The organism is Spirosoma knui (genome assembly GCF_054780635.1).
Genome location: NZ_BAAGVY010000021.1, coordinates 51,921 through 77,543 on the forward strand (window position 1 = coordinate 51,921; position 25,623 = coordinate 77,543).

The 25,623-nt window shown below is 50.4% G+C and carries 27 protein-coding genes and 1 pseudogene; 6 read left to right on the plus strand and 22 right to left on the minus strand.

Going from position 1 to position 25,623, the window contains the following annotated elements; translation table 11 throughout:
• Positions 1-280 precede the first annotated feature (280 nt).
• The 3 genes from ACYVIY_RS27450 to mltG all read right to left on the minus strand — a co-directional run bounded on the left by ACYVIY_RS27450 (position 281) and on the right by mltG (position 2,856).
• The gene (locus ACYVIY_RS27450) at positions 281-1,234 is read right to left on the minus strand and encodes a YihY/virulence factor BrkB family protein (protein WP_460979826.1); all 954 of its coding nucleotides are present in this window, start codon (positions 1,232-1,234) and stop codon (positions 281-283) included.
• Positions 1,235-1,331: 97 nt separating this feature from the next.
• Positions 1,332-1,745: an acyl-CoA thioesterase gene (locus ACYVIY_RS27455; protein WP_460979827.1), complete on the minus strand. Its 414-nt coding sequence runs from the start codon at positions 1,743-1,745 to the stop codon at positions 1,332-1,334.
• Between the two features lie 73 nt (positions 1,746-1,818).
• Entirely contained in the window at positions 1,819-2,856 is a 1,038-nt protein-coding gene (mltG, locus tag ACYVIY_RS27460; protein WP_460979829.1) for an endolytic transglycosylase MltG, read from the minus strand.
• 164 nt (positions 2,857-3,020) lie between these two features.
• Here mltG and ACYVIY_RS27465 point away from each other — a divergent pair, with 164 nt between their 5' ends.
• Positions 3,021-3,518 carry a YybH family protein gene (locus ACYVIY_RS27465; RefSeq protein WP_460979831.1) on the plus strand — a complete coding sequence of 166 codons (498 nt, stop codon included), beginning with the start codon at positions 3,021-3,023 and terminating at the stop codon, positions 3,516-3,518.
• Positions 3,519-3,655: 137 nt separating this feature from the next.
• On the opposite strand, the gene ACYVIY_RS27470 is transcribed toward ACYVIY_RS27465, so the two are convergent.
• The 4 genes from ACYVIY_RS27470 to ACYVIY_RS27485 form a co-directional block, all read right to left on the minus strand.
• Positions 3,656-4,003, minus strand: a complete 348-nt coding sequence (locus ACYVIY_RS27470) for a nuclear transport factor 2 family protein (RefSeq protein ID WP_460979832.1) — start codon at positions 4,001-4,003, stop codon at positions 3,656-3,658.
• A gap of 330 nt (positions 4,004-4,333) precedes the next feature.
• A complete protein-coding gene (locus ACYVIY_RS27475) occupies positions 4,334-4,720 on the minus strand; it encodes a type II toxin-antitoxin system VapC family toxin (protein WP_460979833.1) in 387 nt (128 codons plus the stop codon).
• A complete protein-coding gene (gene vapB / locus ACYVIY_RS27480) occupies positions 4,720-4,926 on the minus strand; it encodes a type II toxin-antitoxin system VapB family antitoxin (RefSeq protein WP_460979834.1) in 207 nt (68 codons plus the stop codon). Before vapB ends, ACYVIY_RS27475 begins: the two co-directional genes overlap by 1 nt.
• Before the next feature lie 304 nt (positions 4,927-5,230).
• Entirely contained in the window at positions 5,231-5,710 is a 480-nt protein-coding gene (locus ACYVIY_RS27485; RefSeq protein ID WP_460979835.1) for a hypothetical protein, read from the minus strand.
• Positions 5,711-5,954: 244 nt separating this feature from the next.
• Here ACYVIY_RS27485 and ACYVIY_RS27490 point away from each other — a divergent pair, with 244 nt between their 5' ends.
• On the plus strand, positions 5,955-7,184 hold the full coding sequence (locus ACYVIY_RS27490; RefSeq protein WP_460979861.1) for an MFS transporter: 1,230 nt from the start codon (positions 5,955-5,957) through the stop codon (positions 7,182-7,184).
• Positions 7,177-7,593: a hypothetical protein gene (locus ACYVIY_RS27495; protein ID WP_460979837.1), complete on the plus strand. Its 417-nt coding sequence runs from the start codon at positions 7,177-7,179 to the stop codon at positions 7,591-7,593. Before ACYVIY_RS27490 ends, ACYVIY_RS27495 begins: the two co-directional genes overlap by 8 nt.
• A gap of 89 nt (positions 7,594-7,682) precedes the next feature.
• Here the strand turns inward: ACYVIY_RS27495 and hslU are convergent, their stop codons facing one another.
• The 5 genes from hslU to ACYVIY_RS27520 all read right to left on the minus strand — a co-directional run bounded on the left by hslU (position 7,683) and on the right by ACYVIY_RS27520 (position 12,307).
• Positions 7,683-9,068, minus strand: coding sequence for an ATP-dependent protease ATPase subunit HslU (gene hslU, locus ACYVIY_RS27500; protein ID WP_460979839.1), 1,386 nt, complete (start codon positions 9,066-9,068; stop codon positions 7,683-7,685).
• Positions 9,069-9,226: 158 nt separating this feature from the next.
• Complete coding sequence (locus ACYVIY_RS27505; RefSeq protein ID WP_460979841.1) at positions 9,227-10,063, minus strand: DUF4097 family beta strand repeat-containing protein; 837 nt, start codon at positions 10,061-10,063, stop codon at positions 9,227-9,229.
• A 5-nt stretch (positions 10,064-10,068) separates the two neighbouring features.
• Complete coding sequence (locus tag ACYVIY_RS27510) at positions 10,069-10,929, minus strand: DUF4097 family beta strand repeat-containing protein (RefSeq protein WP_460979843.1); 861 nt, start codon at positions 10,927-10,929, stop codon at positions 10,069-10,071.
• Between the two features lie 21 nt (positions 10,930-10,950).
• On the minus strand, positions 10,951-11,787 hold the full coding sequence (locus ACYVIY_RS27515) for a HEAT repeat domain-containing protein (protein WP_460979845.1): 837 nt from the start codon (positions 11,785-11,787) through the stop codon (positions 10,951-10,953).
• Entirely contained in the window at positions 11,762-12,307 is a 546-nt protein-coding gene (locus ACYVIY_RS27520; protein WP_460979846.1) for an RNA polymerase sigma factor, read from the minus strand. The genes ACYVIY_RS27515 and ACYVIY_RS27520 overlap by 26 nt, the downstream gene beginning before the upstream one ends.
• A gap of 264 nt (positions 12,308-12,571) precedes the next feature.
• Between ACYVIY_RS27520 and ACYVIY_RS27525 the strand changes: the two genes are divergently transcribed.
• Positions 12,572-13,180: an outer membrane beta-barrel protein gene (locus ACYVIY_RS27525; RefSeq protein ID WP_460979847.1), complete on the plus strand. Its 609-nt coding sequence runs from the start codon at positions 12,572-12,574 to the stop codon at positions 13,178-13,180.
• Positions 13,181-13,294: 114 nt separating this feature from the next.
• On the opposite strand, the gene ACYVIY_RS27530 is transcribed toward ACYVIY_RS27525, so the two are convergent.
• The 4 genes from ACYVIY_RS27530 to ACYVIY_RS27545 all read right to left on the minus strand — a co-directional run bounded on the left by ACYVIY_RS27530 (position 13,295) and on the right by ACYVIY_RS27545 (position 18,491).
• A complete protein-coding gene (locus ACYVIY_RS27530; protein ID WP_460979849.1) occupies positions 13,295-15,724 on the minus strand; it encodes an ABC transporter permease in 2,430 nt (809 codons plus the stop codon).
• A gap of 281 nt (positions 15,725-16,005) precedes the next feature.
• Positions 16,006-16,557 carry a KdsC family phosphatase gene (locus ACYVIY_RS27535; protein WP_460979850.1) on the minus strand — a complete coding sequence of 184 codons (552 nt, stop codon included), beginning with the start codon at positions 16,555-16,557 and terminating at the stop codon, positions 16,006-16,008.
• 61 nt (positions 16,558-16,618) lie between these two features.
• Positions 16,619-17,650, minus strand: a complete 1,032-nt coding sequence (gene porQ, locus ACYVIY_RS27540; RefSeq protein WP_460979851.1) for a type IX secretion system protein PorQ — start codon at positions 17,648-17,650, stop codon at positions 16,619-16,621.
• 112 nt (positions 17,651-17,762) lie between these two features.
• Positions 17,763-18,491 (minus strand): hypothetical protein, encoded by a 729-nt coding sequence (locus ACYVIY_RS27545; RefSeq protein ID WP_460979852.1) that lies wholly within the window; start codon positions 18,489-18,491, stop codon positions 17,763-17,765.
• A gap of 112 nt (positions 18,492-18,603) precedes the next feature.
• Here ACYVIY_RS27545 and ACYVIY_RS27550 point away from each other — a divergent pair, with 112 nt between their 5' ends.
• The gene (locus ACYVIY_RS27550) at positions 18,604-20,190 is read left to right on the plus strand and encodes an acyl-CoA carboxylase subunit beta (protein WP_460979853.1); all 1,587 of its coding nucleotides are present in this window, start codon (positions 18,604-18,606) and stop codon (positions 20,188-20,190) included.
• Positions 20,191-20,632: 442 nt separating this feature from the next.
• Here ACYVIY_RS27550 and ACYVIY_RS27555 read toward each other — a convergent pair whose 3' ends face one another.
• The 6 genes and pseudogenes from ACYVIY_RS27555 to ACYVIY_RS27580 form a co-directional block, all read right to left on the minus strand.
• Positions 20,633-21,934 carry an aspartate aminotransferase family protein gene (locus tag ACYVIY_RS27555; protein ID WP_460979854.1) on the minus strand — a complete coding sequence of 434 codons (1,302 nt, stop codon included), beginning with the start codon at positions 21,932-21,934 and terminating at the stop codon, positions 20,633-20,635.
• A gap of 219 nt (positions 21,935-22,153) precedes the next feature.
• Positions 22,154-22,636: a hypothetical protein gene (locus ACYVIY_RS27560; protein ID WP_460979855.1), complete on the minus strand. Its 483-nt coding sequence runs from the start codon at positions 22,634-22,636 to the stop codon at positions 22,154-22,156.
• 3 nt (positions 22,637-22,639) lie between these two features.
• Positions 22,640-22,870 carry a hypothetical protein gene (locus tag ACYVIY_RS27565; protein WP_460979856.1) on the minus strand — a complete coding sequence of 77 codons (231 nt, stop codon included), beginning with the start codon at positions 22,868-22,870 and terminating at the stop codon, positions 22,640-22,642.
• An 83-nt stretch (positions 22,871-22,953) separates the two neighbouring features.
• Positions 22,954-23,265, minus strand: coding sequence for a hypothetical protein (locus tag ACYVIY_RS27570; protein ID WP_460979857.1), 312 nt, complete (start codon positions 23,263-23,265; stop codon positions 22,954-22,956).
• The gene (locus ACYVIY_RS27575; RefSeq protein ID WP_460979858.1) at positions 23,262-24,533 is read right to left on the minus strand and encodes an Ig-like domain-containing protein; all 1,272 of its coding nucleotides are present in this window, start codon (positions 24,531-24,533) and stop codon (positions 23,262-23,264) included. Before ACYVIY_RS27575 ends, ACYVIY_RS27570 begins: the two co-directional genes overlap by 4 nt.
• Positions 24,534-24,600: 67 nt before the next feature.
• A pseudogene (locus tag ACYVIY_RS27580) lies at positions 24,601-24,774 on the minus strand (hypothetical protein); the annotation flags it as partial.
• A gap of 507 nt (positions 24,775-25,281) precedes the next feature.
• Here ACYVIY_RS27580 and ACYVIY_RS27585 point away from each other — a divergent pair.
• Positions 25,282-25,623, plus strand: a 342-nt coding sequence (locus ACYVIY_RS27585) for a transposase (RefSeq protein WP_460979859.1), incomplete at its 3' end; no start/stop codon positions are given.

A 25,623-nucleotide genomic window follows, 5' to 3' on the forward strand; every position in this document is an offset into this window, starting at 1 on the left:
GACCAGTAACGGAAACCATGCAGTAAGATATGCTCCTCTCGGAACATGAAGCCGATCGGCCTATGGGGTTTGTTGTACGCCTAAAATTACAAACTGGTTGTTACCGAATTGACTGGTTTTTGAGCAAACGGAAAAAAGCTATTCAACAAACCGTATACAATATGAAGTTGGCACGGTTTTTACCCAATAGTAATTAAACGCAGTCTGGTACGTGCCAAGCGCGGTACGTTTGTCAGGCTGTGTATACTACATTTATGGGTTAGGGTTTGCAAACGCCACTTCATGTCTTAGAGGTGGCGTTTGTTGTTTTCTTTGGCTCGCGTGGGTGCTTTTTTCCCTCCAGATCGTACAGCGCGACATTCATCTCAAATCCCATAATGAGCAATAACGCAATCAGGTTGATCCAGATCATCAGGGCGATGAGCGTACCGATGGACCCGTAGACTTTGTTGTAAGAGCCGAAGTTGGATACGTAATAGGAGAAACCCAGCGTGGTTAAAACGATCAGCAGGGAGGAAATGACCGAACCGGGGGTAACAAACGCCCACTTCATATCCACGTCGGGGCCGTATTTATAAATGACGGAAACTGCCGCGACGAATACTGCGAATACGAGCAAGTAACGAGCTACGGCCAGCAGGTTAACGAACACTACGTTGTTCAGGATGCCAAACTGCAACAGGTAGTCACTGACAACTCCGCCGATAATCAGGACGACCACGGCAAGAATGAGGGCAAAGGCGAGGGTGATTGTCAGCGCAATGGCAATGCCGCGGATTTTAAAGAAACCCCGGCGGTCGGCCGATTCGTGGCTGGAGTTAAACGCGTTCATCAGGGCAACCAGGCCGCTCGTGGCCGAATACAAGGCCAGCAGAAAGCCAAACGACAGCACACCCCCGCGCGGCCGACTGATAATGTCCCGGATGGTTGTGTCTACAGAGCTGAACGTATCGCCAGGAAGTGCACGCCGGAAAAAGCCCATGATCTGATCCTGAAGGTGATCGATCGGGAAGTAGGGAATCAGGGTGAACAAGAAAATCACCGTCGGGAAAACGGCTAGAATCAGGCTGTATGAGACCGAAGCCGCCCGTTCGCTGGTGTCGTTCTCGGCAAACTTATCGATTACGTCGTTTAGAAAATGATACCAGCTTTTCTGCGTACTGAATGCGTTATGCGTAAGCAGCCACGCCCGAACGTTACGCATCGCACCGAAGCTCATGAGTTTTTCGAACATAACCTATCCGAGTCAGTGAAGTAGTAGGTTGGAGTGGCCGCCAGTCAGTCTGGTTGTTTCACGACTTAATTGGTGGTCCTCCGGCTAATTTTCTAACCTACGAGTCAAAAAAAGGTTTGGCCGCGGCCACCAGGTCATCGGGTGCTGAGCAGGGGCGACCCGTATCGGATCGAAGAAAAACCAGCGTCGTCTGTCCCGTATTCAGCAGTTGACCGTCCTGATTGAAAATCTCGTAGGAAAACATGAACCGGGTTTTGGGGAGCTGCGGAATCGTAACCCGAATCGTGAGCAGGTCGTCGTACTTAGCCGGCCGGATAAAGCGCGACGTTAGGTCGTAGACCGGCATCGAAATGCCGCGCGCTTCCAGGTCTTTATAATTGATGCCCAGGTGCCGAATGGCTTCTACCCGGCCAATCTCATAGAAACGGGCGTAGTTGCCGTAATACACAATGCCCATCTGGTCGGTATCGTAGTACCGAACCCGAATATTTGTTACGTCGTAAGTCAGCATACTAGGGAAGGGGGAATAAGGAAAGAAAGGGCTAGTCCAGAAGACTTTTGTCCCTTTCCTCCTCTTGCTCCTTTTATTTCATAATCTTCATCCGGGTCAGCGCCTGTTGGTACAGGCGGGCGTTGGCCAGGTGCTCCGACAGCGTTTTCGAGAACGTATGGTAGCCGTTGAAGCTGGCGTTGACTACGAAATACAGGTAATCGTGTTGCTCGGCGTTCAGCACCGCATCAATCGTTGCCGGAGCGGGCAGGTTGATCGGACCCGGCGGTAAACCGGCGTACCGATACGTATTGTAGGGCGAGTCGACCGTCAGTTGCTTATTCAGCAGCCGCCGGATGCTAAAGTCGCGCAGCGCGAAGATGACCGTTGGATCGGCTTCGAGTTTAATACCCTGTTTCAGGCGATTCAGGTACACACCGGCCACGCGGGGCTGCTCGTCGCGTTTGTTGGTTTCGGCGGCCACAATCGAGGCTAGCACCTGCGCCTGCGTCTGGCTCAGTCCCAGTGCTTTCGCTTTGGCCTGACGTTCGGGCGTCCAGAACTTTTTGTATTCTTTACCCATCCGCTCCAGGAACGCTTCGGGCTTGATCGTCCAGAAAAATTCATACGTATTGGGCAGGAACAGGCAGACGATGGTGGTGGTGTCGAAACCAAATGACTGGCACGTTGCCGGATCGTTCAGCAGTTTGCCCAGCGCTTCGGGGCCAAACTCAAACTTACTACCCAGGCGTTGGATGAGGTCACTTTTCTGGCGGATGTTGTTGAACGTAACGGGCATGGCGTCCTGGCTGCCGCTCCGTAATTTAACCAGCGCTTCGCGGTTGCCCATGCGCGGCCGAATCTCGTAGCGCCCTTCTTTTACCCGCTCCGGGTACTTCATCATTTTGGCCAGAAACCGGAACGACAGCTCATCGTTAATGACCTTATGGGTTTTTAACGTATCCATAACCGACTCAAACGTAGAGCCTTTCGGAATAAGCAGGGCAAAGGTTCCGTCACCCTCTCTAGTCTGGAGGTTTGGGCTTTTAAAGACCTGCCAGAAGTAAAAGGTGAACGTAGTGAGCAGGATGGATGCGGTGAGAAAGAGACCGATTTTAAGGTTACGCGACATAGCAAGGAATGAGTTACGATTTCCCAATGGCAGCACTGGTTTCAGGCGTGGGCAACGATTTCGGTACGATTTTGGATAGGTGAACTGTAACCGTAAACCAAAGCCTGCATTCAGGAATCAGCGCGCAAATTTACGCCAAATCATAACCAATTAATCTACCCATAATGAAGTACATCGCATCAATTTTAGGTATCCTGGCGCTGATCAGCTCCTGCCGATCCCGGGTTGAGAACCCACGAGCCATGAATCCGGCCGCAGCCGCGCGTCAGAAAGCGATCGACGAAATCCGGGAAGCGGATTATAATTTCAGCGTACTCTCCGAAAAACAAGGCATGGCGAAGGCATTTACGACCTACGCGGCTGACGACGCGATAAAATTAAATGATGGAGCACCCCCGGCGATTGGCTTCGATTCGCTACGGGCGCAAATGGCCCGTATGCCGCGCGATGGAGCCATACTGACCTGGCAACCCCTCAAAGCCGATGCGGCCCTGTCGGGTGAACTGGGCTATACATTTGGACAGTGGATGCTGACGAACCGCGACGAAGCGGGCAAACGCTCGACGCAATACGGTACGTATGTGACCGTCTGGAAACGCCAGCGCAACGGCCAGTGGCGCTTTGTGGTCGAGGGCGGCAACGAAACCCCCGAACCGAAATAAGCACCCGTGAATTTGAGTCGGGGGTAATCTAGTCTCAAATGAGCGACGTTTGTCATCCCGGCGGCCCGGTCCTAGCGTCGCGATGACAAACGTCACGCGGAAAAAGAAATCCGAAATAACTACATTAACCGCCTTAATTAAGGTTTAATGACAAACGCTTTCAGTTCGGCCATCTTACCATCGCGGAATCGCCAAACGTCGCAGTACAGATAGTCGGCTATTTCTCCGGTTTCATCCTTCAGGCTGATCTGGCCAAGCGCGGTAACGAAATCACCCTCAGCAATCAAGTTCTCGACCCTGAATTTTGGCGGCTCAACGTACGCTGTTGCCATCCACTGCCGAACCGCTTCCTTCCCTTCCAGGGTTATATCGCCGACAAAAACCCACCTAGTGTCCTCGGTGCAATGAGCCAGAAACCCCTCATTGTCGCCCTTTGTGATAGCCGCGTTCGCCTTTTCTAAAATTGCTTTATTCGTCTCGGTCATGTGAGTAGTCTTTATTCCAGGCGGAGATAAATACTTGTGTTAACGAATCTGCGTCTGGATGAGATGTCAAAGCGGTTAAGTTTGACCCATCGCGGCAACTAAAGAAAAATGCCACGGAACAAAAACTTAGCAAGTATTTTATTTCGTCAGATTTGGCCTAAGTATTTAGTTGTTGTCGAGTTACATAGCACACAACGCTCACGGCCTGCCGCATGTACGGAAATCAGCGCACTGCGGTCTAGCCTAGAACTAGTGTAAAATAAAGATATGGCTTTCAGCTATTGTGTGTCAGCCCGTATTGCGGCAAGCCGATGTTGGGCGCAGGCCTGTTTACCAGATAACTTTTGCATTGTAGCTGCCAAAGTATGTGTCTTTGGAGATAATAGTCAGACCATTGTTGAAGCTTTGGGCAATGATGATTCTATCGAAAGGATCTCTATGGTGGAAATGCATTGTAGAAAGTGTCAATGTATCCCCAAAAGTGATAGGCAAAATTTCAAACCCATTCTCCTCGATTTGTTTGCTTATTTGATGGAATGATGTTTTTAGCTCAAGCTTTCCCAAGCTGATCTTGATGGCTATTTCCCACAAAGAAGCAATGCTAACAAAAGTAAGGGCACCGTCTGCTTCGATGGCTGCTCTTGCAACTTGTGACAGTTCTGCATCACCGTTGATGAACCAAATGAGTGCATGTGTGTCCAGGAGAATCCGCTGCATCAGTGCATATATTCATTGAAATCTTCTAAAGGCTCGTCAAAGTCAGGCTTTATAACGAACATTCCCTTGCCACTGCCGAAGGTCGGCTTTTTCCTGTTTTGAAGCTTTTTTCGTTTGGCTGCCAAAAAGTCAACGAAGTCTGAGACCTCGGCCTTGAGATCATCAGGCAGTGTCGCCAGCTTACTATATAAAATGATGTTGTCCAAAGTGCTTGTTTTTGTTTTTCAAATTTAAGCAGTCATCCATTACCAAGTATCCTTTGATCACAGCCTTGTTCAGGACAGTTGCTTGCGCCCAACGAAAGGGCTTGCTGCTGTGCCGGGATTTATATTCGTCAGCCCGAAACTGAAGCCGATTGAAAAACCAAAGTACAAAATATATTCTCTTGTTCAATAGCGTTCGGTCACGCTGGAACTGCTGATGATAAGCGAACCAAATGTTGATGCTGCGTGCCGTCTGCCAGCCTATTGCAAAACTGCTGTTGTGCGTTCGTGCTTGTTATTAGTGCATTTACACAGTTTCAAATGATTTGTCAATTACCCACGGAATGTTTGTGTCAAACTCCACTTGCACCAAACCCGTTTTGTCCTCAAAAAAAGTCAGGTCGTTTCCTTCCGCAAAGCCAATAGCAAAATTGTCTGTTATCGGTGTCAAGTCAAAAGTGTGTCCTCCTGATAGAAGTGGAACACGATAATTCTTACCTGTCAAAACTCGCCCCTTGAAATGGAACCAGCCGCCAATGTGATGACGTCCATTGGGTAGCGTCTCCCAAGCCGTGATTTCAACTTCCTTTCTGAAGTCAACTCCCAAGTTGCTGAATAAATCAATTATTTCTTTAGGAAAAACCTTGTCACGATAAGCAACATAGTTTTTGCAGTCATTACAACCACAAGTGTCTGCTCCGCTACAAGAGATGTCCCGATAAGCTTTCTTAGTCTCTTCCTTGTCAACTTCAAAAGTCCAATCTCTGAATTTCACTGTAGTTGTCATCTAATCGTTATTGTCTGTCCTTGACGTTTTTTGGAGTTGCAGCGCATGACGCACAACTCGTAAATATACGCAACTACATTGCGTATATTCGCCTTTGTGGGTTGCATTGACGCAATACGCCCGTAGCTCATACATAACATATAGTACCAGGTCGTGCCAACTGACTACGTAAGTGGCCACTAGATAAGAACACCCGGCGTTTGGCGAAAAAGAGGTAAATTTGGGCGAACTAAATCGAGTTGTTTTGGTAGTTCGCCCGTTTTTTATTCGCCGTGTTGCCGACGGTCCTTCTCTGTACACGCTTTCCTTTTGGTTGCTCTGCGTCAGTAACTTCCTGTTTTCAGCGAGTTTTTCCATGATGATTCCCGAACTGCCCGACTACCTGACCGGGCTCGGCGGCCGTGAATACATCGGACTCATTATCGCCTTATTCACGTTTACCGCGGGTGTTTCCCGCCCCTTCAGCGGGAAGCTCACCGATACCATTGGCCGCGTGCCGGTCATGGCGTTTGGTTCGCTGGTGTGTTTTATCTGCGGTCTGCTGTATCCGTACCTGATTACGGTATGGGGTTTTTTAACGCTTCGGCTGGTTCACGGATTTTCGACGGGTACAAAGCCCACCGCCACGGCCGCGTACGTAGCGGACGTAGTACCAGCTACGCGTAGGGGCGAAGCGATGGGCATGTTGGGCCTATTTACGGCTATGGGTATGTCGCTGGGACCGGCCATTGGCAGTTGGTTAGCTGATGATTTCTCCATGAACGTTATGTTCTGGACCTCGTCGGCCTTTGCGCTGCTGTCCATCGGCATTCTGCTCCGGATGCCCGAAACCCTGGGCAATACGCAGCCGTTTCGGTTCGGTCTCTTAAAACTGACCAAAGAAGAAATCTTCGACAAACAGGCTCTACCGCCGTTTATCGTCCTGCTGTTGCAGTCGTTTTCGTCGGGGGTTGTGTTAACCGTTATTTCCAGCTTAAGCACCTCGCTGGGCATCGCGAACCGGGGCCTGTTTTTTACGGTGTATACCGTTGCCTCGCTTGTGGTTCGGCTAACGTTCAGCCGCTCGTCTGACCGGCACGGTCGCCTGCCGGTTTTGTTCATCTCCACCGCCGTGCTGGCTGTTTCTATGGCAATGCTGGTCGTTACCGATTCGCCAGTGTGGTTCTGGGCGTCGGCCATTGTGTATGGGATGTCGTGGGGAATGAACTCGCCAACGGTACAGGCCTGGACGGCTGACTTAAGCGACGAAGCGACCCGCGGGCGGGCGATGGCTACCATGTACATTGCGCTGGAAGCCGGTATTGGACTGGGGGCCGTAGCGTCGGGCTGGTTATTGAATCACGTAGTCGGCAAGGCAGGTTGGGATGCCTCGTTTGCCGTTTCGGGTGCCCTGGCTGTTGTGGCAACGTTGTATCTGGGGTGGCTCTGGCAGAAGAGCAGACGCAAGGTGATGATGCAATCCGGACATGAATGACATTGAACCTCAGATACGTCCCTTAGTAGACGCGCTGAACGCAACCGGGCTGGTGCAGACGTTTTCGAGCTGCGAAGGGCATTTCAGACCCGAGGAGCAGACACTTGTGGATCGAAATCGGGCTGAGGTGCGGTTTGTCCCCGCGCTTAATATGACAAATGAGGAGGTCGAACGCCTGTTACAATACGTCTTGACCCGTTTCAAAGACCGGCACGGTTTGCTTCCTATTCAGGTTAGTGCCCATAAACTGTACACACCCATCGACAGGGAACGTATTGACGAAACCTTTGTGCTGGAATTGCGCCCCTTTAATCGCTTCGACCCACCTGACCGCAAGCGCAGCGATACCGATCGGGCCATTGAGCAGGTTATTAAGGTGATTGGCGAGTTCAGGGAGATCGTTGATTAATGAGTTGCTGACGCACGGTTCGTCGTTATGGGGACGCGCGTCAGCAACTCATTGACCAAGATAAGGCAGAAAGCTAAACGTTTCGTCGATTAAAGAATGAACTGGCTCAGGTCGCGGTTTTTGACCAGACCGTTCAGCTTCTCGCCGACCAATTCTTTCGTAACCACTACGTGCGCGTTAGGGCCAATGGAGTCGGGGATGTCGAACATAAAGTCGTTCATCAGGTGGCTCAGGACCGTTTGCAGCCGCCGGGCACCGATATTCTCGACTTCGCTATTCACCTCATAGGCAATACGGGCCAGTTCGCGCAGGGCCTCGTCCTGAAACGTAAGCTCGACACCTTCAGCCTGAAGCATCGCTTCGTACTGCTTGGTCAGCGCGTTTTTAGGCTCCTTTAAAATCTGATAGAAATCATCTTCCGACAGGCTTTGCAACTCGACCCGAATCGGGAAACGGCCCTGAAGCTCGGGAATCAGATCACTTGGCTTGGCTACGTGAAAAGCGCCAGCCGCAATGAACAGGATGTGATCAGTATGAATGACCCCATATTTGGTGTTGACGGCACTGCCTTCGACAATCGGCAACAGATCGCGCTGAACACCTTCCCGGCTCACGTCGGGACCGCCACCGCCATTACCCGAACGGGACGACGCTACTTTGTCGATCTCGTCGATGAAAATAATACCGGCATCTTCGGCTTTGCGGATGGCTTCTTCTTTTACCTCGTCCATATCGATCAGCTTGGCGGCTTCTTCCTCCAGCAGAATCGTTCGGGCTTCGGCAATCGTTACCTTTCGTTTTTTACCCCGTTTCGGCATCATGCCGCTGATCATCTCCTGAATGTTCATCATCGAAAGATCATCCACTGAGCCGCCCATAACACCGATGTTTGGCGTTTGGGCCTGCTGTACGTCGATCTCGATTTTTCGATCATCCATTTCGCCCGACCGAATCTTGTCGCGGAAACGCTCCCGAGTCCGTTCATTCAGTTCGGCATCGGGGTCCTGCTGGCCGTTGTCGAAGCCCAGATGCGGGTTCGTGGCGGGTTTAACGGGCGGAATCAGGATATCCAGAATGGCGTCTTCAACGAGTTGGGCGGCCCGTACTTTCACAGCTTCTTTCTTGGCGGCCCGCACCATGTTCACCGACTGCTCCACGAGGTCACGAACCATGCTCTCGACGTCGCGGCCAACGTAACCCACTTCCGTGAATTTGGAGGCTTCCACTTTAATGAACGGGGCATCGGCAATTTTAGCCAGCCGACGGGCAATTTCGGTTTTGCCGACGCCCGTAGCACCAATCATCAGGATATTGTTGGGAGTTATCTCGCGCTGCATATCGGCCGCGCTGTTCATCCGGCGCCAGCGATTTCGTAAGGCAATGGCTACGTTACGTTTCGCGTCGTGCTGGCCGATAATGTATTGATCCAGTTCGGCAACAATCTGCCGGGGAGTAAGGTCTTTCAGTTCAATCATTCGTAAAATAGAGTGGCTTGTGCACTCCACTCAAAGAAACACCAGAAACGACAAAATGTGCCAATGATGCCCAAAAAAGGTTTCTGGTGGCTCCTCATACAGCCGAAAGCGCTGGTCATCATTTGTACAGATGACCAGCGCCAGGCGCGAACCTGAGCTTACTTCGCTTTTCGGACGTAGACGTTGCCGTGCATGTTTTTCATCATAATTTCCGGGCCACCTCCGTTAATTTTGCCCTGCACCCAGTCGTCAACGCTTACCCGGTACATGCCTGACTGGCTTGTTCGGTTCACTTTAGGCTGGCTTTTATCGATGTCAATGTCAAAATCACTGAAAACATCGCCCTGATCGGACTTGATCTTTACGGCTGCTTTGGCGTTCGCAGGCAGCGTTACGTCTACATTCCCGTTCAGGGTTGAAAACGCCATTGGTGTTTTGGAATCCACGTTTTTGAACGTCGCTTTTAATCCGCCATTAACGGTATTAGCTACGGCTGAGCCCGAGATGTTTGTTAGCGTAATAGCCCCGTTCACGTTCGTCACTTCCAACTCACCCGTTACGTTGTCGATTGTTATATCGCCCTGATTCACCGTATTTACTTTCATCGAGAAACGCTGAGGAACCTTAATGGTCAGATCGATTGGGCGCTTCCAGGAGTCCGACGAAATATGAACGCGGTTGTCTTTCTCTTCAGCTTTAACCTCCATTGAGTTGGTATTCGCAATGCGTTTCATGCCGTTGGCCGTAACCTCTATGTTCCCTTCTTTTTGTCGGCGCGAAGCCGTTGATACGGCTTCGATCACTACGTCTTTACCCGTATACCCTACTACGTGAATGGAGCCGTTCACCAGGCCAACGGTCAGAAAACCGGGTTTTGACGGGTCACTTAATGGAACGGTTAACTGTTCTTTTCCGTCGCTCTGGGCAGCTAAAGGCGCGGCCCAAAGGCTGGCAAGCAGGATCAGACCGGCTGTTTGCAGTTTTGTTGTATTCATAATCTTCAGGATTGCTTTTTTATGTAGATGTTGCCGTTAAACGTTTCGAACCAGAGGTCCTTTCCACCACTGCCGATACGAACAGAGGTGTCTTTATTTAATTTATAGACGGTCTTGTCGCCCCGGCGCTCCTGATTCTTAACGACCTGCGTTGGCAAAACCTCGGCGTTTGGAAAGTCGGTGTAAAACGCGCCCTGGAAGCTCTTAAAGTGCAGGTCGGCGGAGAGATTGGCCGGGTAAGTAACCCGGATGTTTCCGTTTAGCGTATAATACGATGACTTTTCGGGCGGACTTGCCAGGTAATTGATGTCGACATCCCCGTTTATAGTCCGGGCCTCGGTGGCTCCTTTGGCATTTGTTAGCGTGATGGCACCGTTGATATTGTTGACCTTGAGCTGCCCCGTAACATTGTTGACCGTTACGTTACCGTGGTTGATTGTCGATACGCAGAGGTTCATCTGATTCGGGACTTTTACCGTAAAGTCCAGATTAAAATTGTAGTCGATGCGGTGATTACGATCCTGCCGTCCGCGATTCGGTCGGGAGTCAAACGGCTCAGCGATATAGGCAATGATGCTGTCGCCTTTCTGCTCGAACTGAAGCTGAAACTCTTTTTTGCCCGTTTCCAAATCTGCACTGTTCTTGGCCGATATTTCCTTGTCGACTTCCAGCACGACTTTGTTGCCCGAGTACCCTTCGACTTTAATGAAGCCGTTGATGTTGTAGATGGCCAGTGTACTGCCTCCGGTGGTGTTCGACACCGTAAATTCTTTGGCAATATGTTCTTCAAATTTCTGAGCAGTTGCCGGGGATTGGGCACAAGCGACCACTACTCCCACCAGACAGGGGATGATGAACCGGTTCATGATGTGTTTTGATTTAGGGTTTTACGACAATTCTTTGATACTCTGCTGAATTTTACTTTTCACCAGATCATTCAGGTTTTCTTCATTAAGCAGTCGCCGGAGCTGTTTGATGGACCGCTTCTCCTGAAGTTTCACCATGACGTCGGCTAAGGCCGACTGAACCAGGGGCGAGTCCTGTCGGGTAATGGATTGCACTAACCCTTCGCGTACTTTGGGGTCTTTGGCCAGTTTTGCCAGCGCTTCCAGCGTAACCAGTCGCACGTTCACATTCGGATCGTTATTCAGCGTAGTTAACAAAGCTTCGGCTACGTGGTCGTCTACCTGATTGATCTCGCTGGTGTAGCTCACTGCCCGCAGCCGCTCGGAAGCCGACGGGTTTTCCAGTAGCGAGAGCAGCATCATCTGGCGCATCTCTCTTACCTGACCCGACAACGTATCAATCTGCTGCTGGTACGCCATCGCCGGGCTGTCCTGCCGATGCAGCCAATACCCACCAACTACACCCAGGCAGATTAACACCAGTCTATACGCCAGTCGAAGGGCAGGCTGTGGCATAAAGAATTCCCGCAGTTGGGCCATAAACCCGCCCATCGATTTCCGCTGCTCAGTTTCAACACTGTCTTTATACGTATCGAGCATCGTATGAAACCGCACCCGCATGGTGTCGCTGGGCTCAGGTACCGTCACGTCGCCCATCTGCCGCCACAACTGACTAAACGTGTGCAGCTCCTGCTGGCAGCCCGCGCATTGCATGACGTGCGTTTCCAACGTAGCGCGCGCTACATCGGGCATCTGGTTGCCGAGCCAGTCAGTAAACTGCTCTCGGGCATTTTCACAGTTTATGGGCTTTGCTTCCATGTTCAATTCTGAGATAAATGTTCTTTAAAGCGGTCATGGCCCGGTGCACCCGCACTTTCACGGCTCCTTCGGTTGTATTCAGAATCCGGGCAATTTCCTCATACTTCAACTCCTGGAACCGACTCAATATCAGCACTTCGCGGTTGTCGGAACTGAGCCTGGCCAGGGCATCCTGCAATAAATCCGCTTCCTGTTGCTGCTGAAGTAGCTCATCGGCGGTTGCTCCGCCACCAATCCGTTCGGCCACGCTGGCTATATCGTCATGATAGGCCGATTGCTTGTTCTTCTGCACAAAGTCAGCCAGGACGTTACGAGCCAGGTGATACATCCAGCTCCTGAACTCACCGTCGCCGGTGAAGGTATGGCGGTACTTCAGCATCCGGTAAAACACCGTCTGCACCAAGTCTTCACTGGCTTCCCGCTGCCTCGTCATGTGGAACAGGAAGCCAAACAAAGGCTTGTGATACCGCTCGAAGAGCAAGCCCATCTTGTCCAGATCGCCCGCTTTTACCTGGAGCATAAGTGCGTTATCTGTTAGCGAGGTCAACCGGGTAAGGAAGGGTTTAGCGTATTTGGGACTGGTAACCGACCGACGTAACGAAGGTTACAGGAAATACAGAAATAATTTTTAAGAAACCAAGCTGGAGTCCAGTAACACTTTGGTTAACAGCCTGATGCGCGGGATAAATAACGGTGGAGTATTCCAATATTTTGAGTAGAAATCAGTTTATAGAGTAGTCGTAACAATCTTGTTTCGAAACAGTAAATACTGACGCTATACCATATGAAGACTCTTTTTACCTGTCTAGCCTTTTTCTTCGCTATAGCAGCTGGATTTGCCCAAAGGCGATTCGCGCTTGCGCCAACCTATGTCGGTGTATACGGCCGTGAAGAATTTCGCCTGAGCAGGAACAGCGAAGAGGTGATGCGTTTCAATACAACATCCCGCGGCTCCTTATTCGGGGTGACTGCCTATTATGCGTTCCATCCGCAATGGCGAGTATCCATTGGACTGCTGTATGCCCGCTTAGCCGACGATGTACAATATACCTACGCTCAAACGTACCGGGCCTTAAATCAACGGCAGACCAACAATTATGTACAATTGCCCGTGCAGATTGGTTATCGGTTATCCCAAAGCCGTTTAGCTCCCTATGTTTCGGCCGGTATGTTGTTCTCTAATGAGTCAATGACTGCTAACAGGGTAGGCATCAAAACGAGCGCTCTTGTCGGAGCGGGCATTGATTATCAGATTAACTCCAGATGGTCTTTACTCATCCAGCCAACCGGAAGTTACCGGCTGAACAGACCGATCGAGACGAATTCGGATCAATTCGGTACGTATCGGTCCTATCAGTTGGGTATACAAACCCAATTAATCTGGCATTTGTAAACGTATTGGGTAGATTGACCGAAGCGAGCAATACTCCGGCGAGAGTTTAGTTTTTGAAAGAACAAATGCCTTTGGTAATCTCTTCGTGCAGGGAAATATCACGAACAAAACAGGCTATTCGCTTTTCAACGACGTTGTTGGGTTCATAAGAGCCGTCTTAATACTGTGAAAACTTACCGTTAACAGGGCGATACTAACTGCCAGTATAGCCGCTAAAGCAAAGATCCACCATGAAAGAGTCGTCTTGTAGGCGAATTCTTGCAACCACCGATCCATAACGTACCAAGCTATGGGAGAAGCCAGGAGAATTGCGATTATAACCAGCTTTAAAAAGTCTTTCGATAACAACACAATCACGTTACCAACACTGGCCCCCATCACTTTACGTATACCAATCTCCTTAGTGCGGTTTGCCGTTGTGAACATGGCCAACCCCAACAGTCCTAAACTGGCAATGCCAATGGCTAAGAAAGAAAACCAACTCAATAAGTTCGCCAAGACTTCGTCAGATTGATACTGCTGTTGGAAGTGAGTATCCAAGAAAAAAGACTCGAATGCATTAGACGGAAAAGCCTCCTGGAAAGCTTTTTGAACGGTTGCCATAGAATTACTCAAATTGGTGCCGCCCAATTGAATCGTCAGGTAGTCACTTTCCCAGGGCAGGTGCTGCAAAATGATAGGCCGGTTGGATGTGGCCAGTGATTGCTGATGGAAGTCTTTTACCACGCCAATAACGGTTTTAGGGGGATGCCCCCCATCGGCAAGCTGTTGGTTGATCGCGTCCTGAGGTGTAGTAAAGCCAAAAGCACGTAAAGCGGTTTGATTGATGATAATAGCATCATTATCACGGGCCAGATCTTTGTAAAAATCCCGACCTGCCAGTAGTTCAATTCCATAGGTGGAGATGTAATCTTCGTCGACCGCCAGGAGACTACAGCGTTTATAATTGCTCGTCGGGTCAGGATACCGCTGGAAATCATTGGTCCAGAAAATTTCTTGTCCAGGAACCTCGGAAGAGGCTGTCACTTGCTTAACGCTACTACTGGTTGCTAACCGATCCTTGAAATAGTCAATGTCATTCGTGAAGCTATTCGTCCGTAACACTTTGGGGGCTTTGACAATTAGCTTTTGGTCGATGTGAATGCCCAAATCCTGGGTTTGCATAAACTTGATCTGCTGATTGATAACCAAAGTGGCAATGACTAAGCCGATCGAAGCTGTAAACTGAAATACCACCAACGCTTTACGAAACGATTCGCCACCAATCTGTTTTGACAGACGGCCTTTCAATACGGCGATGGGGTTAAATGAGGACAGGATAAAAGCGGGATAGAACCCGGATAAGACAAATCCTATCAGAAAAATAGAGACAGCGGCCACCCAGAACAAGGGTTGTTGAACCACATTAAACCCAATACTGGTATGAACCCAGCTGTCGAAGAAAGCTAGTGCTACTAAAAAAAGCCCCGCAGCCAGAAGAACAGATAGGGCGTTGATGGTAAGGGATTCGAACAGAAACTGGCCGATGAGTTGCCTTTTTTGCGAGCCTAATGCCTTTCGTATGCCCACCTCTTTGGCCCGTTCAATTCCCTTTGCGGTAGAGAGGTTAATATAATTTAGCCAGCCGATAGCCAGGATAAAAAAGGCAATTAACAGCAACCCATACACGATTTCAATTTTGCCGTTTGCTTCAACTTCAGAGACTATGCGTGAATGAAGGTGGATACTACGTAGGGGTTGCAGTACGAAGCGTTGTTGCAAATTGTATTTCTTTAACTGACTACCTAAGTGCTGTTGAATGATATCGGCAAACTGAGTTTCAAACGCCTTAGGCGAACTGCCGGGTTTAAGCAGCAAATAGGTGTAAAAGTTGGTCCAGTACCAACCTCCATATATGAATTGCTGATTCTTGAGTAACTTTTGAATAGAGAACAGAAAGTCGATATGGATATGACTATTATAAGGAAAGTCAGCAAAAACGCCTTCGACTACGTAGTTGCCTCCTTCCCATTCGGTACTTAACTGAATGATTTTACCCAGTGGATTGTCCTGGCCAAAGTACTTCTTGGCCATTGATTCGGATATTACGACCGATTCGGGTCGTCGGAGCACTTGATTCGCAGAAGTACGTAACAATGGCACCGAAAAGACATTGAAGAAGGAAGAATCAGCATAGAACGCTTTTTTCTCATGATAACTGACCAACTCGCCTGTTTTCTTCTGGTAGCTAATCATACCATCGGCCCGGTGTAGTCGAACGAAGTTGTCAACCTCAGGCAAGGCGTCTTTTATGGCTGGTCCCGCGGCATAATAACTGATGGCACTGCTATTTGACAGAACATTATTTTTATAGTCATCTAATCGAATGCGATAAATGTCGTCCGCCTTTGCATGGAAGTTGTCATAGCTAAATTCGGAAATAATGTACTGAATAATAATCAGATAAGCCGCCATGCTGGATGCCAGCCCAAAAACCATAATGAATGAAATGCCTTTGTATTTAAGCAGGTTTCGCCAGGCGATTTTGACGTAGTTAGTTATCATGATTGTCACGAGTCAGGGACAGAAGCTGACGACAATCAAATCTATAACTTATTTTTTAGTTATAAAACTAATTGATTAGTTTTATTGGCGACGCCTTACGTAATGCTGATAATCAACAATTAATCGACTTCAGCCAAGCGATTATTAGCAAAACCCTTCCACATTATCCTATTGAAAGGTAGATGTGTCAGTAGAATGAGGGTTTTGCAAGTCTAATCCTTAATTACTCTCAAAAAGTAAGAGAGTGTTATCGTTCGTCAGCAGATGCCCCAACGTACGCTTTACCCTAAATGGCCTTCGTTTGGTGGAGTAGACGTAACTGACTGATCGGTTAGGGCCTGTTTTGCGTCGATGATAAACTCAGCCAGTTCTCGGAAGCAGCCCTGACCACCATTGGCCTCGCAGCAATAATCAACCACCGCTTTATTGTATCGCGTTGCGTCGGCGGGGCAGGCCGAGAAGCCCACCGCCTGTAAAATCTCCAGGTCGTTTACGTCGTCGCCAATAAATGCCACTTCAGAAGCGTCCAACCCTTTACGGGTCAGGATTCCCTTCAGCAGCGAAAGTTTATCACTAGCCCCCAGGTGCAGTTCCGTGATCTTTAGTTTTGCGGCTCTCGTCACCACCGAAGGCGAGGTTTCGCCCGTAACGATCCCGGTTTCAATGCCGAACATCTCGCGCAGCCGGACTACGCCCATGCCGTCGCGGATGTTGAAACGCTTGAAAATTTCGCCTGATTCGCCGTAATACACACCCGCGTCGGTCAGAACGCCGTCGCAGTCGGTTAACACTAATTTTATGCGGGCGGCCTTCGCTTGAAGAACTGGAGTCATAGTCAGATAAATATGCTGGCCATTACGTAATGGCCAGCGAAAGAAAGTTCAAATCACAAAGCTAGTGCATCAGCTTGTCTAAATCGATGCGCAGCGACAACTGACTGGTACCCGCAGTGGGCACGGCCGAGAATCGACCATACGTTAACTGAAACCCTTTTGCCTGCACCGACGCTCCGAACGAAATACCGGCGGCTCCGCCAAACGTAGTGAGTCGACCTTCCTGCCGCTTCTGGTGATTATACCCGACCAGCAGATGCACATTCCGGCTGATGAGCAACTCGGCACCAACGCTGATATGCCGGGCTATCTTCTCCGCGACACCTACCGACTGCGGAATCGGATTACCATTGAGGTCGTAACGGACAGTCAGGTTTGGGTCATTATAACTTGTGTCGAAGCGTTGCAGGTGGTGGGCCGTCAGCGTGAGTCGAATAGGGGCGTATTGGGGTTTCAACGTAACGCCAGCCTGCAAATCGAAGGGAAGATCAGCGTCGGCGGGGCCATAGTTTTTGAACAGATACCCCACGTTTTTAGCGACCAGCCCGAACGTCAGACCAGTTTTGGGATGCCGCCATATACCGCCAAAATCAGCCAGCACACCAACTGCTGAATACGTCTCAATGGCGGACCCAACGGCTTTTACGGTAGCACCGAGCGTAAAATTGCCTTCCGTACGGGCGTGACTGAGGCTTAAGGCGTAATCGTTGGCGGTGAACGTACCCAGTGAGTTACCGGCCGGGTCGGTCAAGGTAAACTGCCCGTAGCTGAGGTACTGCAGTCCCAAAGCCCATTTGCCGCCCGATTGAATCGGTAGCCCGTATTGCAGGGTGTAATATTTGGCCGCTGCCAGATAAGGCATCAGGCTGATGGCCAATTGATTGTTATGGATTGAATCCGAGAGGGCAGGGTTGTTCAGATGATACGCGCCATCCGGCTGAATGGCGGTGGCGACCTGTCCGCCCAGGGCAGCTACCCGGGCGTGTGTGGGTAGGTCCAGAAACGAAAATACCCGCTGCCCACCCAGCGGTTGAGCCACGGCTGCCGTGGCAGGCAGCAGGGCGAGGAGAAGTAAAAGGTAACGGACTATCAAGCGGAATGGGCGCAGTTCAGTGCAAAGAAACACCAATTTTACGTGGCACCGAAACACCGGCCTCACAAACCTCAACCAGCGAAGTAAACCCAAACGAAACCGGTATCGTTGGTCATAGCGCAAACCCCAGTTTAACCCCGGCCGATACGTGGGGAGCTACCCGCAGTCCATTCGCATTAAAGCGATTAAACATGCCGGTAAAGCTTTCCGTATAACCCGGTTCGGACCAATTGCCACTGTTGTCCTGATTAAGCAATCGGAGGCCAAGACCCGCGTATACGTCGCACAAGACCCGCGCTTGACCTTGTTGGGGCGTGGTCGTCCAGCCAAATTGTCGTCCAAATTTAATGCTGAGACTTAAGCTGTTTCGTCGAATAAGCGTCTGGTATTGAGGACGTACTTCAGCGGGTATTGTCGGGTTTCGACTTGGTAAATCACTCCAGTTGTGCCAGACGTTGAGCAGTTTGGTATAGGCTTCGAACGCGAAATAATTACCCAGCGGATAAGTAGTCCGAATGCGAATGTTCTTCGGGAGATTCGTACGGTAACGACCCGTGTAAACACGCCATTCGGCTTTAATACGCCAGGTACCCGCATGTTGGAATGAAAAGCCTGGATTGTTCCAGCCGGGACGTCCGTAACCAAACTCCGCCTGAACCGACGTGCGCTGACCCGTTCGTATTTCTGCGGCACCAGACCAGGTTGGGTCGGCATCCAGCAAAGCCAGTGGAACTACTTTCAGAATAAAGCGGGCTGGTCGTTGATAAGTTATGGTAGAATCCTGCGCTAGTACAGACGTAGCAGACAGACAAAGGCAGAAAAGAGAGAACAAACGCATCATAACGGCGCTTCGGTAAATGTTAGTCTGAAACAATGATACAAAACCATTCGAACCCGTTTGAATCATAAAGAAAAATTAACTTTGCCAGCACTGGTATCAACAAACGAATCTCATGCAACCGGAAACCCGTCCCGATACGTCACATCCAAACTTAGACAAACCGTCGAAACCCGAATTACTGGCTAAAAAAAATGCCGAAGCTGAACTGGGGGGCGGCCAGAAACGCATCGATGCACAACATGCCAAAGGTAAACTGACCGCCCGCGAACGCATTGCCTTGCTGGTTGATGAGGGGTCGTTTGAAGAAATTGGCAAGTTTGTCATGCACCGCACCCGCGACTTTGGCTTAGACAAAGAACACTACCTTGGGGATGGCGTCGTAACCGGGTACGGGACGATTGACGGACGGCTGGTGTATGTATTTGCGCAGGATTTCACCGTGTTTGGTGGAGCCCTATCCGAAACGCACGCCGAGAAAATCTGCAAGGTGATGGACCTGGCCATGCAGAACGGCGCACCTATCATTGGACTGAACGACTCGGGCGGAGCCCGAATTCAGGAGGGAGTCTTATCGCTGGCGGGTTATGCTGATATTTTTTACCGCAATACCCGAGCGTCGGGTGTTATCCCGCAACTGTCGGCCATTATGGGACCTTGTGCGGGGGGCGCGGTTTATAGCCCGGCCATTACCGACTTTATTTTCATGGTCGAGAACACGAGCTATATGTTCGTGACTGGACCGAACGTCGTGAAAACCGTTACGCACGAAACTGTTACGGCTGAAGAACTGGGCGGAGCCAGTACACACAGCACGAAGTCGGGCGTAACGCACTTCGCCTGCGAGAACGAACTGGCCTGTATTCAGCACATTAAGCAGTTGTTGAGTTATATCCCACAGAATTGCGAGGAAGATGCGCCGATGATGCCGTACGAGCCGACGGATGAGGCCCGCCCAGCGCTAAACAGCCTTATTCCTGACAATCCGAACCAGCCGTACGACATGCGCGAGGTGATCGAAGAACTCGTGGATGCGGACTCGTTTCTGGAGGTGCATAAGAACTTCGCCGAGAACATAGTCGTTGGTTTCGCCCGGATTGGCGGACGTAGCATCGGGGTAGTGGGGAACCAGCCAGCGGTTCTGGCGGGTGTACTCGACATCCACGCGAGTACGAAAGCCGCCCGGTTTGTACGTTTCTGCGACAGTTTTAACGTACCGTTGTTAGTGCTGGAAGACGTACCGGGCTTCTTACCAGGCACCGATCAGGAGTGGAACGGCATCATTACGAACGGTGCCAAGCTGCTGTACGCCTTTTGTGAAGCCACCGTTCCGCGAGTGACGGTCATCACGCGTAAAGCGTACGGTGGGGCTTACGACGTAATGAACTCCAAGCACATTGGCGCCGATATGAACTACGCCTGGCCGTCGGCCGAAATTGCGGTGATGGGCGCGAGCGGAGCCGCCGAAATCATTTTCAAACGGGAAATTGCAGAAGCCGAAGACCCACAGGCGAAGCTACAGGAAAAAGTACAGGAGTATACCGAAAAGTTTGCCAACCCCTACCGGGCTGCCCACCGGGGCTATATCGATGAAGTAATCATGCCCGATCAGACCCGCCAGAAGCTGATTCGTGCGTTTACAATGCTGGAGAACAAAGTAGCTACCATGCCCAAGAAAAAACACGGCAACATTCCATTGTAATCTGTCTAATGACAAAATTGTAATCTGTCTAATGACAAATCAGTCCCCTAAAAAGCCGGGCAGTCTATTAAAAACTGTGTTGATCGGCCTACTTATTATATTCAGTATTGCCTTGTTAGTCGGAACGCTATCCGTACTATTTCCTTAGTCAACGCAGGATAGGATAGAGGTAAACTAGCTATCCATGTAAAAGAAGTTCAGCGTCCAAGCCTGGGGTTTCCGGCATTCCGGCTCTAGGTGGGAGTGACAGAAACTTTTCTGGTTTCTACGTGTAATACCGGTTTGCCCTTAATTACCCCTCCCGTCCTCCCCTCGAAGGGGAGGAGTTTGAATTGGCGGGTTCTGCTCCTCCCCTTCGAGGGGAGGACGGAGGGGTACAGTAGCGTTTAGGGTGCCAGCCTAGGAAGCTCGCAGCATCTGCCTTGACGGAATTATAAACAGCTCAGTACGTACTTTTTGAAGCCACTACGACATCAATAGCCTCCAGAATCACCGCGCAAGCTTCATGGATTTGCTCGTCCGTAATAATCAGTGGTGGGGCAATGCGCATAGAGTTATTGCAGAATAGAAACCAATCGGTAATGATGCCCGATCTGGATGGACCCGGTCTGGAGAGACCCAGGCTGAATTGCTCCGGGCTGGATTGACCGCTCTCGATGGCGCGGTCGATAATGGGTTTTAATACATCGAACGATTCGAATTCTACCGCCAGCATCAATCCTTTGCCGCGTATCTCCTTAATGTCTGGATGCTTAAGCAGCGTTTTGAACAACTGCCCTTTGGCTTCCGCTTTCTCGTGCAGTTTCTCGTCCTGAATAACCTGTAGGGTTGCCAGCGAGGCCGCACACGACACGGGGTGCCCACCGAACGTAGTGATGTGACCCAGAACCGGGTTGGTCCGAAATACGCTCATTATATCAGCTGAACTGATGAAGGCCCCAATCGGCATACCGCCACCCATGCCTTTCGCGCATAATACTACGTCGGGAACAACCGGATCGCCGGACCGCCCAAAACCTTCGAAGGCCCAGAACGTACCCGTTCGGCCAAATCCGGTTTGGATCTCGTCAAAAACCAAGAGGGCCCCAACCTCCGTACAGCGTTGGCGAACGGCCTGTAAGTACGCTGCCTCCGGTACGCGAACTCCCGCTTCGCCACCAATAACCTCCATCACGACAGCGGCTGTCTGGGTGGTGATCTGACGAATATCATCCTCGTTCTGAAAGCGAATATGCCGAACACCCGGAAGGAGCGGACGGTAGTTGCGCTTGAAATTTTCGTCGCCAGAGAGCGATAGGGCGCCCTGCGTTGAGCCGTGGTAAGCGTTAAAGCAACTGACAATCTCGGTGCGGCCCGTATAGCGTTTCGCCAGTTTCATGGCTCCTTCAACGGCTTCGGTACCCGAGTTGGTGAAATACACCGTATCGAGACCGTCCGGCAGCGTTTGCGCCAGGGCGTGAGCTAGTTGGGTCTGGGGTGTCTGCACGTATTCGCCATATACCATCAGGTGTAGGTATTTGTCGAGCTGGTTCTGAATAGCGTCGAGCACACGTGGGTGTCGGTGGCCAACATTACTGACCCCAATGCCCGAAATAAGATCCATATACTGCTTAGGCGAATCTATCGAATCAACCGTCGAGTAAATATACACACCTTCGGCCCGGTCAATTTCCAACGCTAAAGGGAAATCGGAGGTCTGGGCTACGTGCTGAAAAAATAACTGCCGGTGGGTCACCGTTTGCATAATGAAAAAATCAATATTACTTCCTGAATTCCTTACCCCTTCAACCAAACAGATAATAAATTGCGTGTATAGACAGATTATCAGTTAGTTAGACGATAGAGAGTAACGGCTAGTAAAACAATAGTACAACAAAGCGCAAAGTTACTTCCTAAATGCCCCCGATTGATGAGGATATAAGCTGAACAAAAAAGCCCGGCGAAAAGTGGCCGGGCTGTGGGGTTAATCTTCATACAGGCAGAAGTCTCTTCCTTTCTTCGCGTGCGTTACTTCACTTAGGGGAATCGACTCGCTCGACTTGTCAGGTATAAAGAAGTTAGCGTTTGGCCAGGCCCATTCGATCTCGCGGCCGTCCTTTAGACGTATCGCATACGGTTGCTTGTCATAATCACCCTCGTAAGGCTCCCAGTTCTCAGTAAGTTTTTGTGCCATCGTTTTGTATTTGATGTTAGACATGGCTTGCCGGAAGGATAACCGTTCCTCGTACTCGATTACCTTCACCCCGTTTAATTCGGCCACGTATTGCTCGGACGGCTTACGTCTACGTAAGATCAGCTTAACCAGACCTTTCAGCGTTGCCGGGCGATCAATGGGTTTGAGTGTTATATCAAAGCCGCCGAAGTCACTGTTGAACTTGATCAGATGCGGCTCGCCTTTCGTGGTTGTCAGTTCCAGCTTAGTCTTACAGGCGTACTGGCGGGACATGACTCAGGCGTTAGGCCGACTGCGTTGCGTCGATGTCCATATTCTTCTTAGGGATTTACGTACCAGCATTCGAATGATCAGCAGCAGTCCGACGCAGAAGCCAGCGACTGAACCAGCTCCATCGCGTCGATACGTAACCGGGCCACGAATGAATTGAACAACCAGCAGGCAGATCAGGCCAGCGATGAATACAACTAGGGAGTTGCCGTGCATGGTGTGGTAGTGGTGAATCATGTTACTGATTGAAACGTGTGGTTAATGGTTCTAGCTCATGTTCTAATTTTCGGTTCGCCAAAGCGACATAGTCCGGATTTAACTCAAAGCCGACGTACTTTCGATTCAGCTTCGTCTTTGATACGTTGAGCCTCCTCCGCTTCGGCCTGAAGCCTTTGCTCTTCGACTCGATTGTTATACGCAATGGCGTAATCGATTAGCGCGTCGAACTTCTCATCGCTGATAGTCACCAAGTAATTGTGATAGACATTAGCGGAAGGGTGGAAGTAGTTGCCACTACTTTCGGTAAAGCCAGTTTCCAGTAATCGCTTGCTTCGAATAGAATGTAGTGCTGCATCCCGTTCCTGTTGGAGTTTCCGGTTAGCCGCTTCTAGTTCCTCCTGCTGACGTCTCATCGCTGCGTGGTGCCCGTAAAGTTGTATGTACCATCGGCATTGTCGAAGTTAAGTCCGTTGCCATTGGTAGCATTCAACGTACCACTGAAGATAAGGGGGCCACTCGAGTGACTTGAAATATCTATCATGTTCGCGTTGACTGAGTAGGTCATGTTTCCCGCATAGGTCAGGCTCACTGTACCCGCTGCCACACGGAAACCGTTCGAGGAGTCTCCGCTCAGGCTACCTCCATTGATAGCCAGATTCCCACCTACATCTGTGAGTTGAATGTTAAAAACGCCCCCTGTCGAGGTAATGGACGAAAAACTACCGCTCACCGTGCCACCGTTCAAGCCCAACGCCGAGGCTGTGTTGCTGATGGAGGTTTCACTTACGTTGAGTGTACTAAAGCTAGTGCCCGTCAGCGAAACGACACTGCTAGTACCAATGGCTAACCCCCGCAAGAGGTTATTCTGGCCCAGTTGAACCACGCTGATGGCCGAATTAGTCAACACAGGGGCCGCCCCACTCGTGCTGGGTAAAGCCGCGCTTCCCGGTGCAGGAGTGATGCCTGCAATATTGGCTAGCGGGGCCGTAGCGCCCTGCCCAATCAGTTTCTGGTTGTTTAACAGTATCAACGGTGTAGATGTACTGGCGTAGGTGCCCGAGTAGACAAAGATGTTATCGCCAGCTGCCGGATTGTTGCCATTGCCGTTGTTGACGGTCTGGAAGGCGTTAAGCGAGTTGAAGGGCCTGGCTAACGTACCGGTCCCACCGGCCGGTGCCCCACTCTGGACGAACCAGATCATTTCCTGAATCGTCAGCGTGACAATCGCACTGGACGGCATATTGAGCCCGTTGTTAGCTGTCACGTAAAGCTGTCGGTGCCCGTGTAGCCCGCCGGTGGGCTGTAAACAAACGTACCGTTGGCGGCCACCGTCATCGTACCACTCTGAGCGGTGGTAACCGCTACGCCTACGTTGGCCGTTGATGGCCGTGACGGTTGGCTGATCACCCGTATCGTTGCCTAGCAGCCCCGTAGCGGTGGTGGATTGGCTATTGGTCACGTTGCCGGTGATAATGTACGTGTTTGCTACAGCCGTAATGGGGGTGCCCACCCCGACGGTGACGGTGGCCGCGTCCGGAGGAGGGGTAGCGGTAGCAGCCGTATAACTAAATCGGTCGTAACCGACAAAATTACCCGTGGGGGTATAGGTGAACGTACCATCGGTGTTCATCACTACGCTGCCGCCCTGTTCGGTAGTAGCCGAGTTGGAGCCGTTGGCCACTACGCTGGTCGGAGAGGCTGGGGGGCCGAAAGCGGTGACGGTTTTGGAGGGTAGGCCAAAGTCGTTGTTAAGTACGGACGAAGCGGAGAGAGCACCCGAGATTAGGGTGGTATACGCGTCGGGCCAGCAGAGAAGTTTTCAGGCTGCCGGGGACCAGCGTCGTGTTTGTCGGTGCGGGCAGGGTCAGGTTGACACCCGTCGCCGTACCGGAGCCCGTGTTGGTAATGACGGCCGTGTAGGAAAGTTGGTCACTCGGGTTGACCTAGCCGTTGCTATTGGCATCACCCGTAAGCGAGATAGAGTGTACCCGAGACGACAGGCGTTTGAGCCTGAGCCGGTACAGACAATACCCCTAGCAAAATAATCCCGAAGAAGACAGGTAAAGGCTTCGCATAAACGAACAAAAAAGAGGTTACTAAAATGAACAGATTAGTGTACTTCAAGTAAAATGTAAGCAAATGTATAATCTTTATAACAAATTGAATTACTTATAGTATAAGCGGTAAGCGTCACTACTTACTTCTTCCCGAGGTATTGATTGCGCGGGAGATCGAACGCTTTTTTTGATGCCACACCACGCATCCGGCGCAGCTTCTGTTCAAACGCTCAACCAACAAAGTAAACCGTCAATCTGAGACATAACTCCACTTACGTTTTCATATAGCCTCTTTATATTTACACCATCTACTATCTGGAGCTGCTACATTTGACTGGACATTAAGTTAAGCTCGATCTAACTTAGTGTACCATGAAAACCAGGAGACAGTACGACGATGAATTCAAAAAGATGGCTGTAGAGCTATCAGTAGCTAAAGGCTCCCTGAAACTAACCGCTGAAGAGTTGGGAATAACCCCACAAATTCTAACCCGGTGGCGTAAAGAACGAGCGGTTACTCAAGGCACTCCAGCCGTCAGCCGAGCCCAAATGAGCCAGAAACAGTACGAAATAGCGCGGCTGAAAAAGGAACTCAAACAGGCCGAATTAGATCGGATCGATTTCTATGATTTAAACAAAGGGGAAAGAAAAGTTTTCGTCATAATTGCGGTCTTCCCGAACACAGGCGAAAATGCGCAAGACAATCTTGTTGCG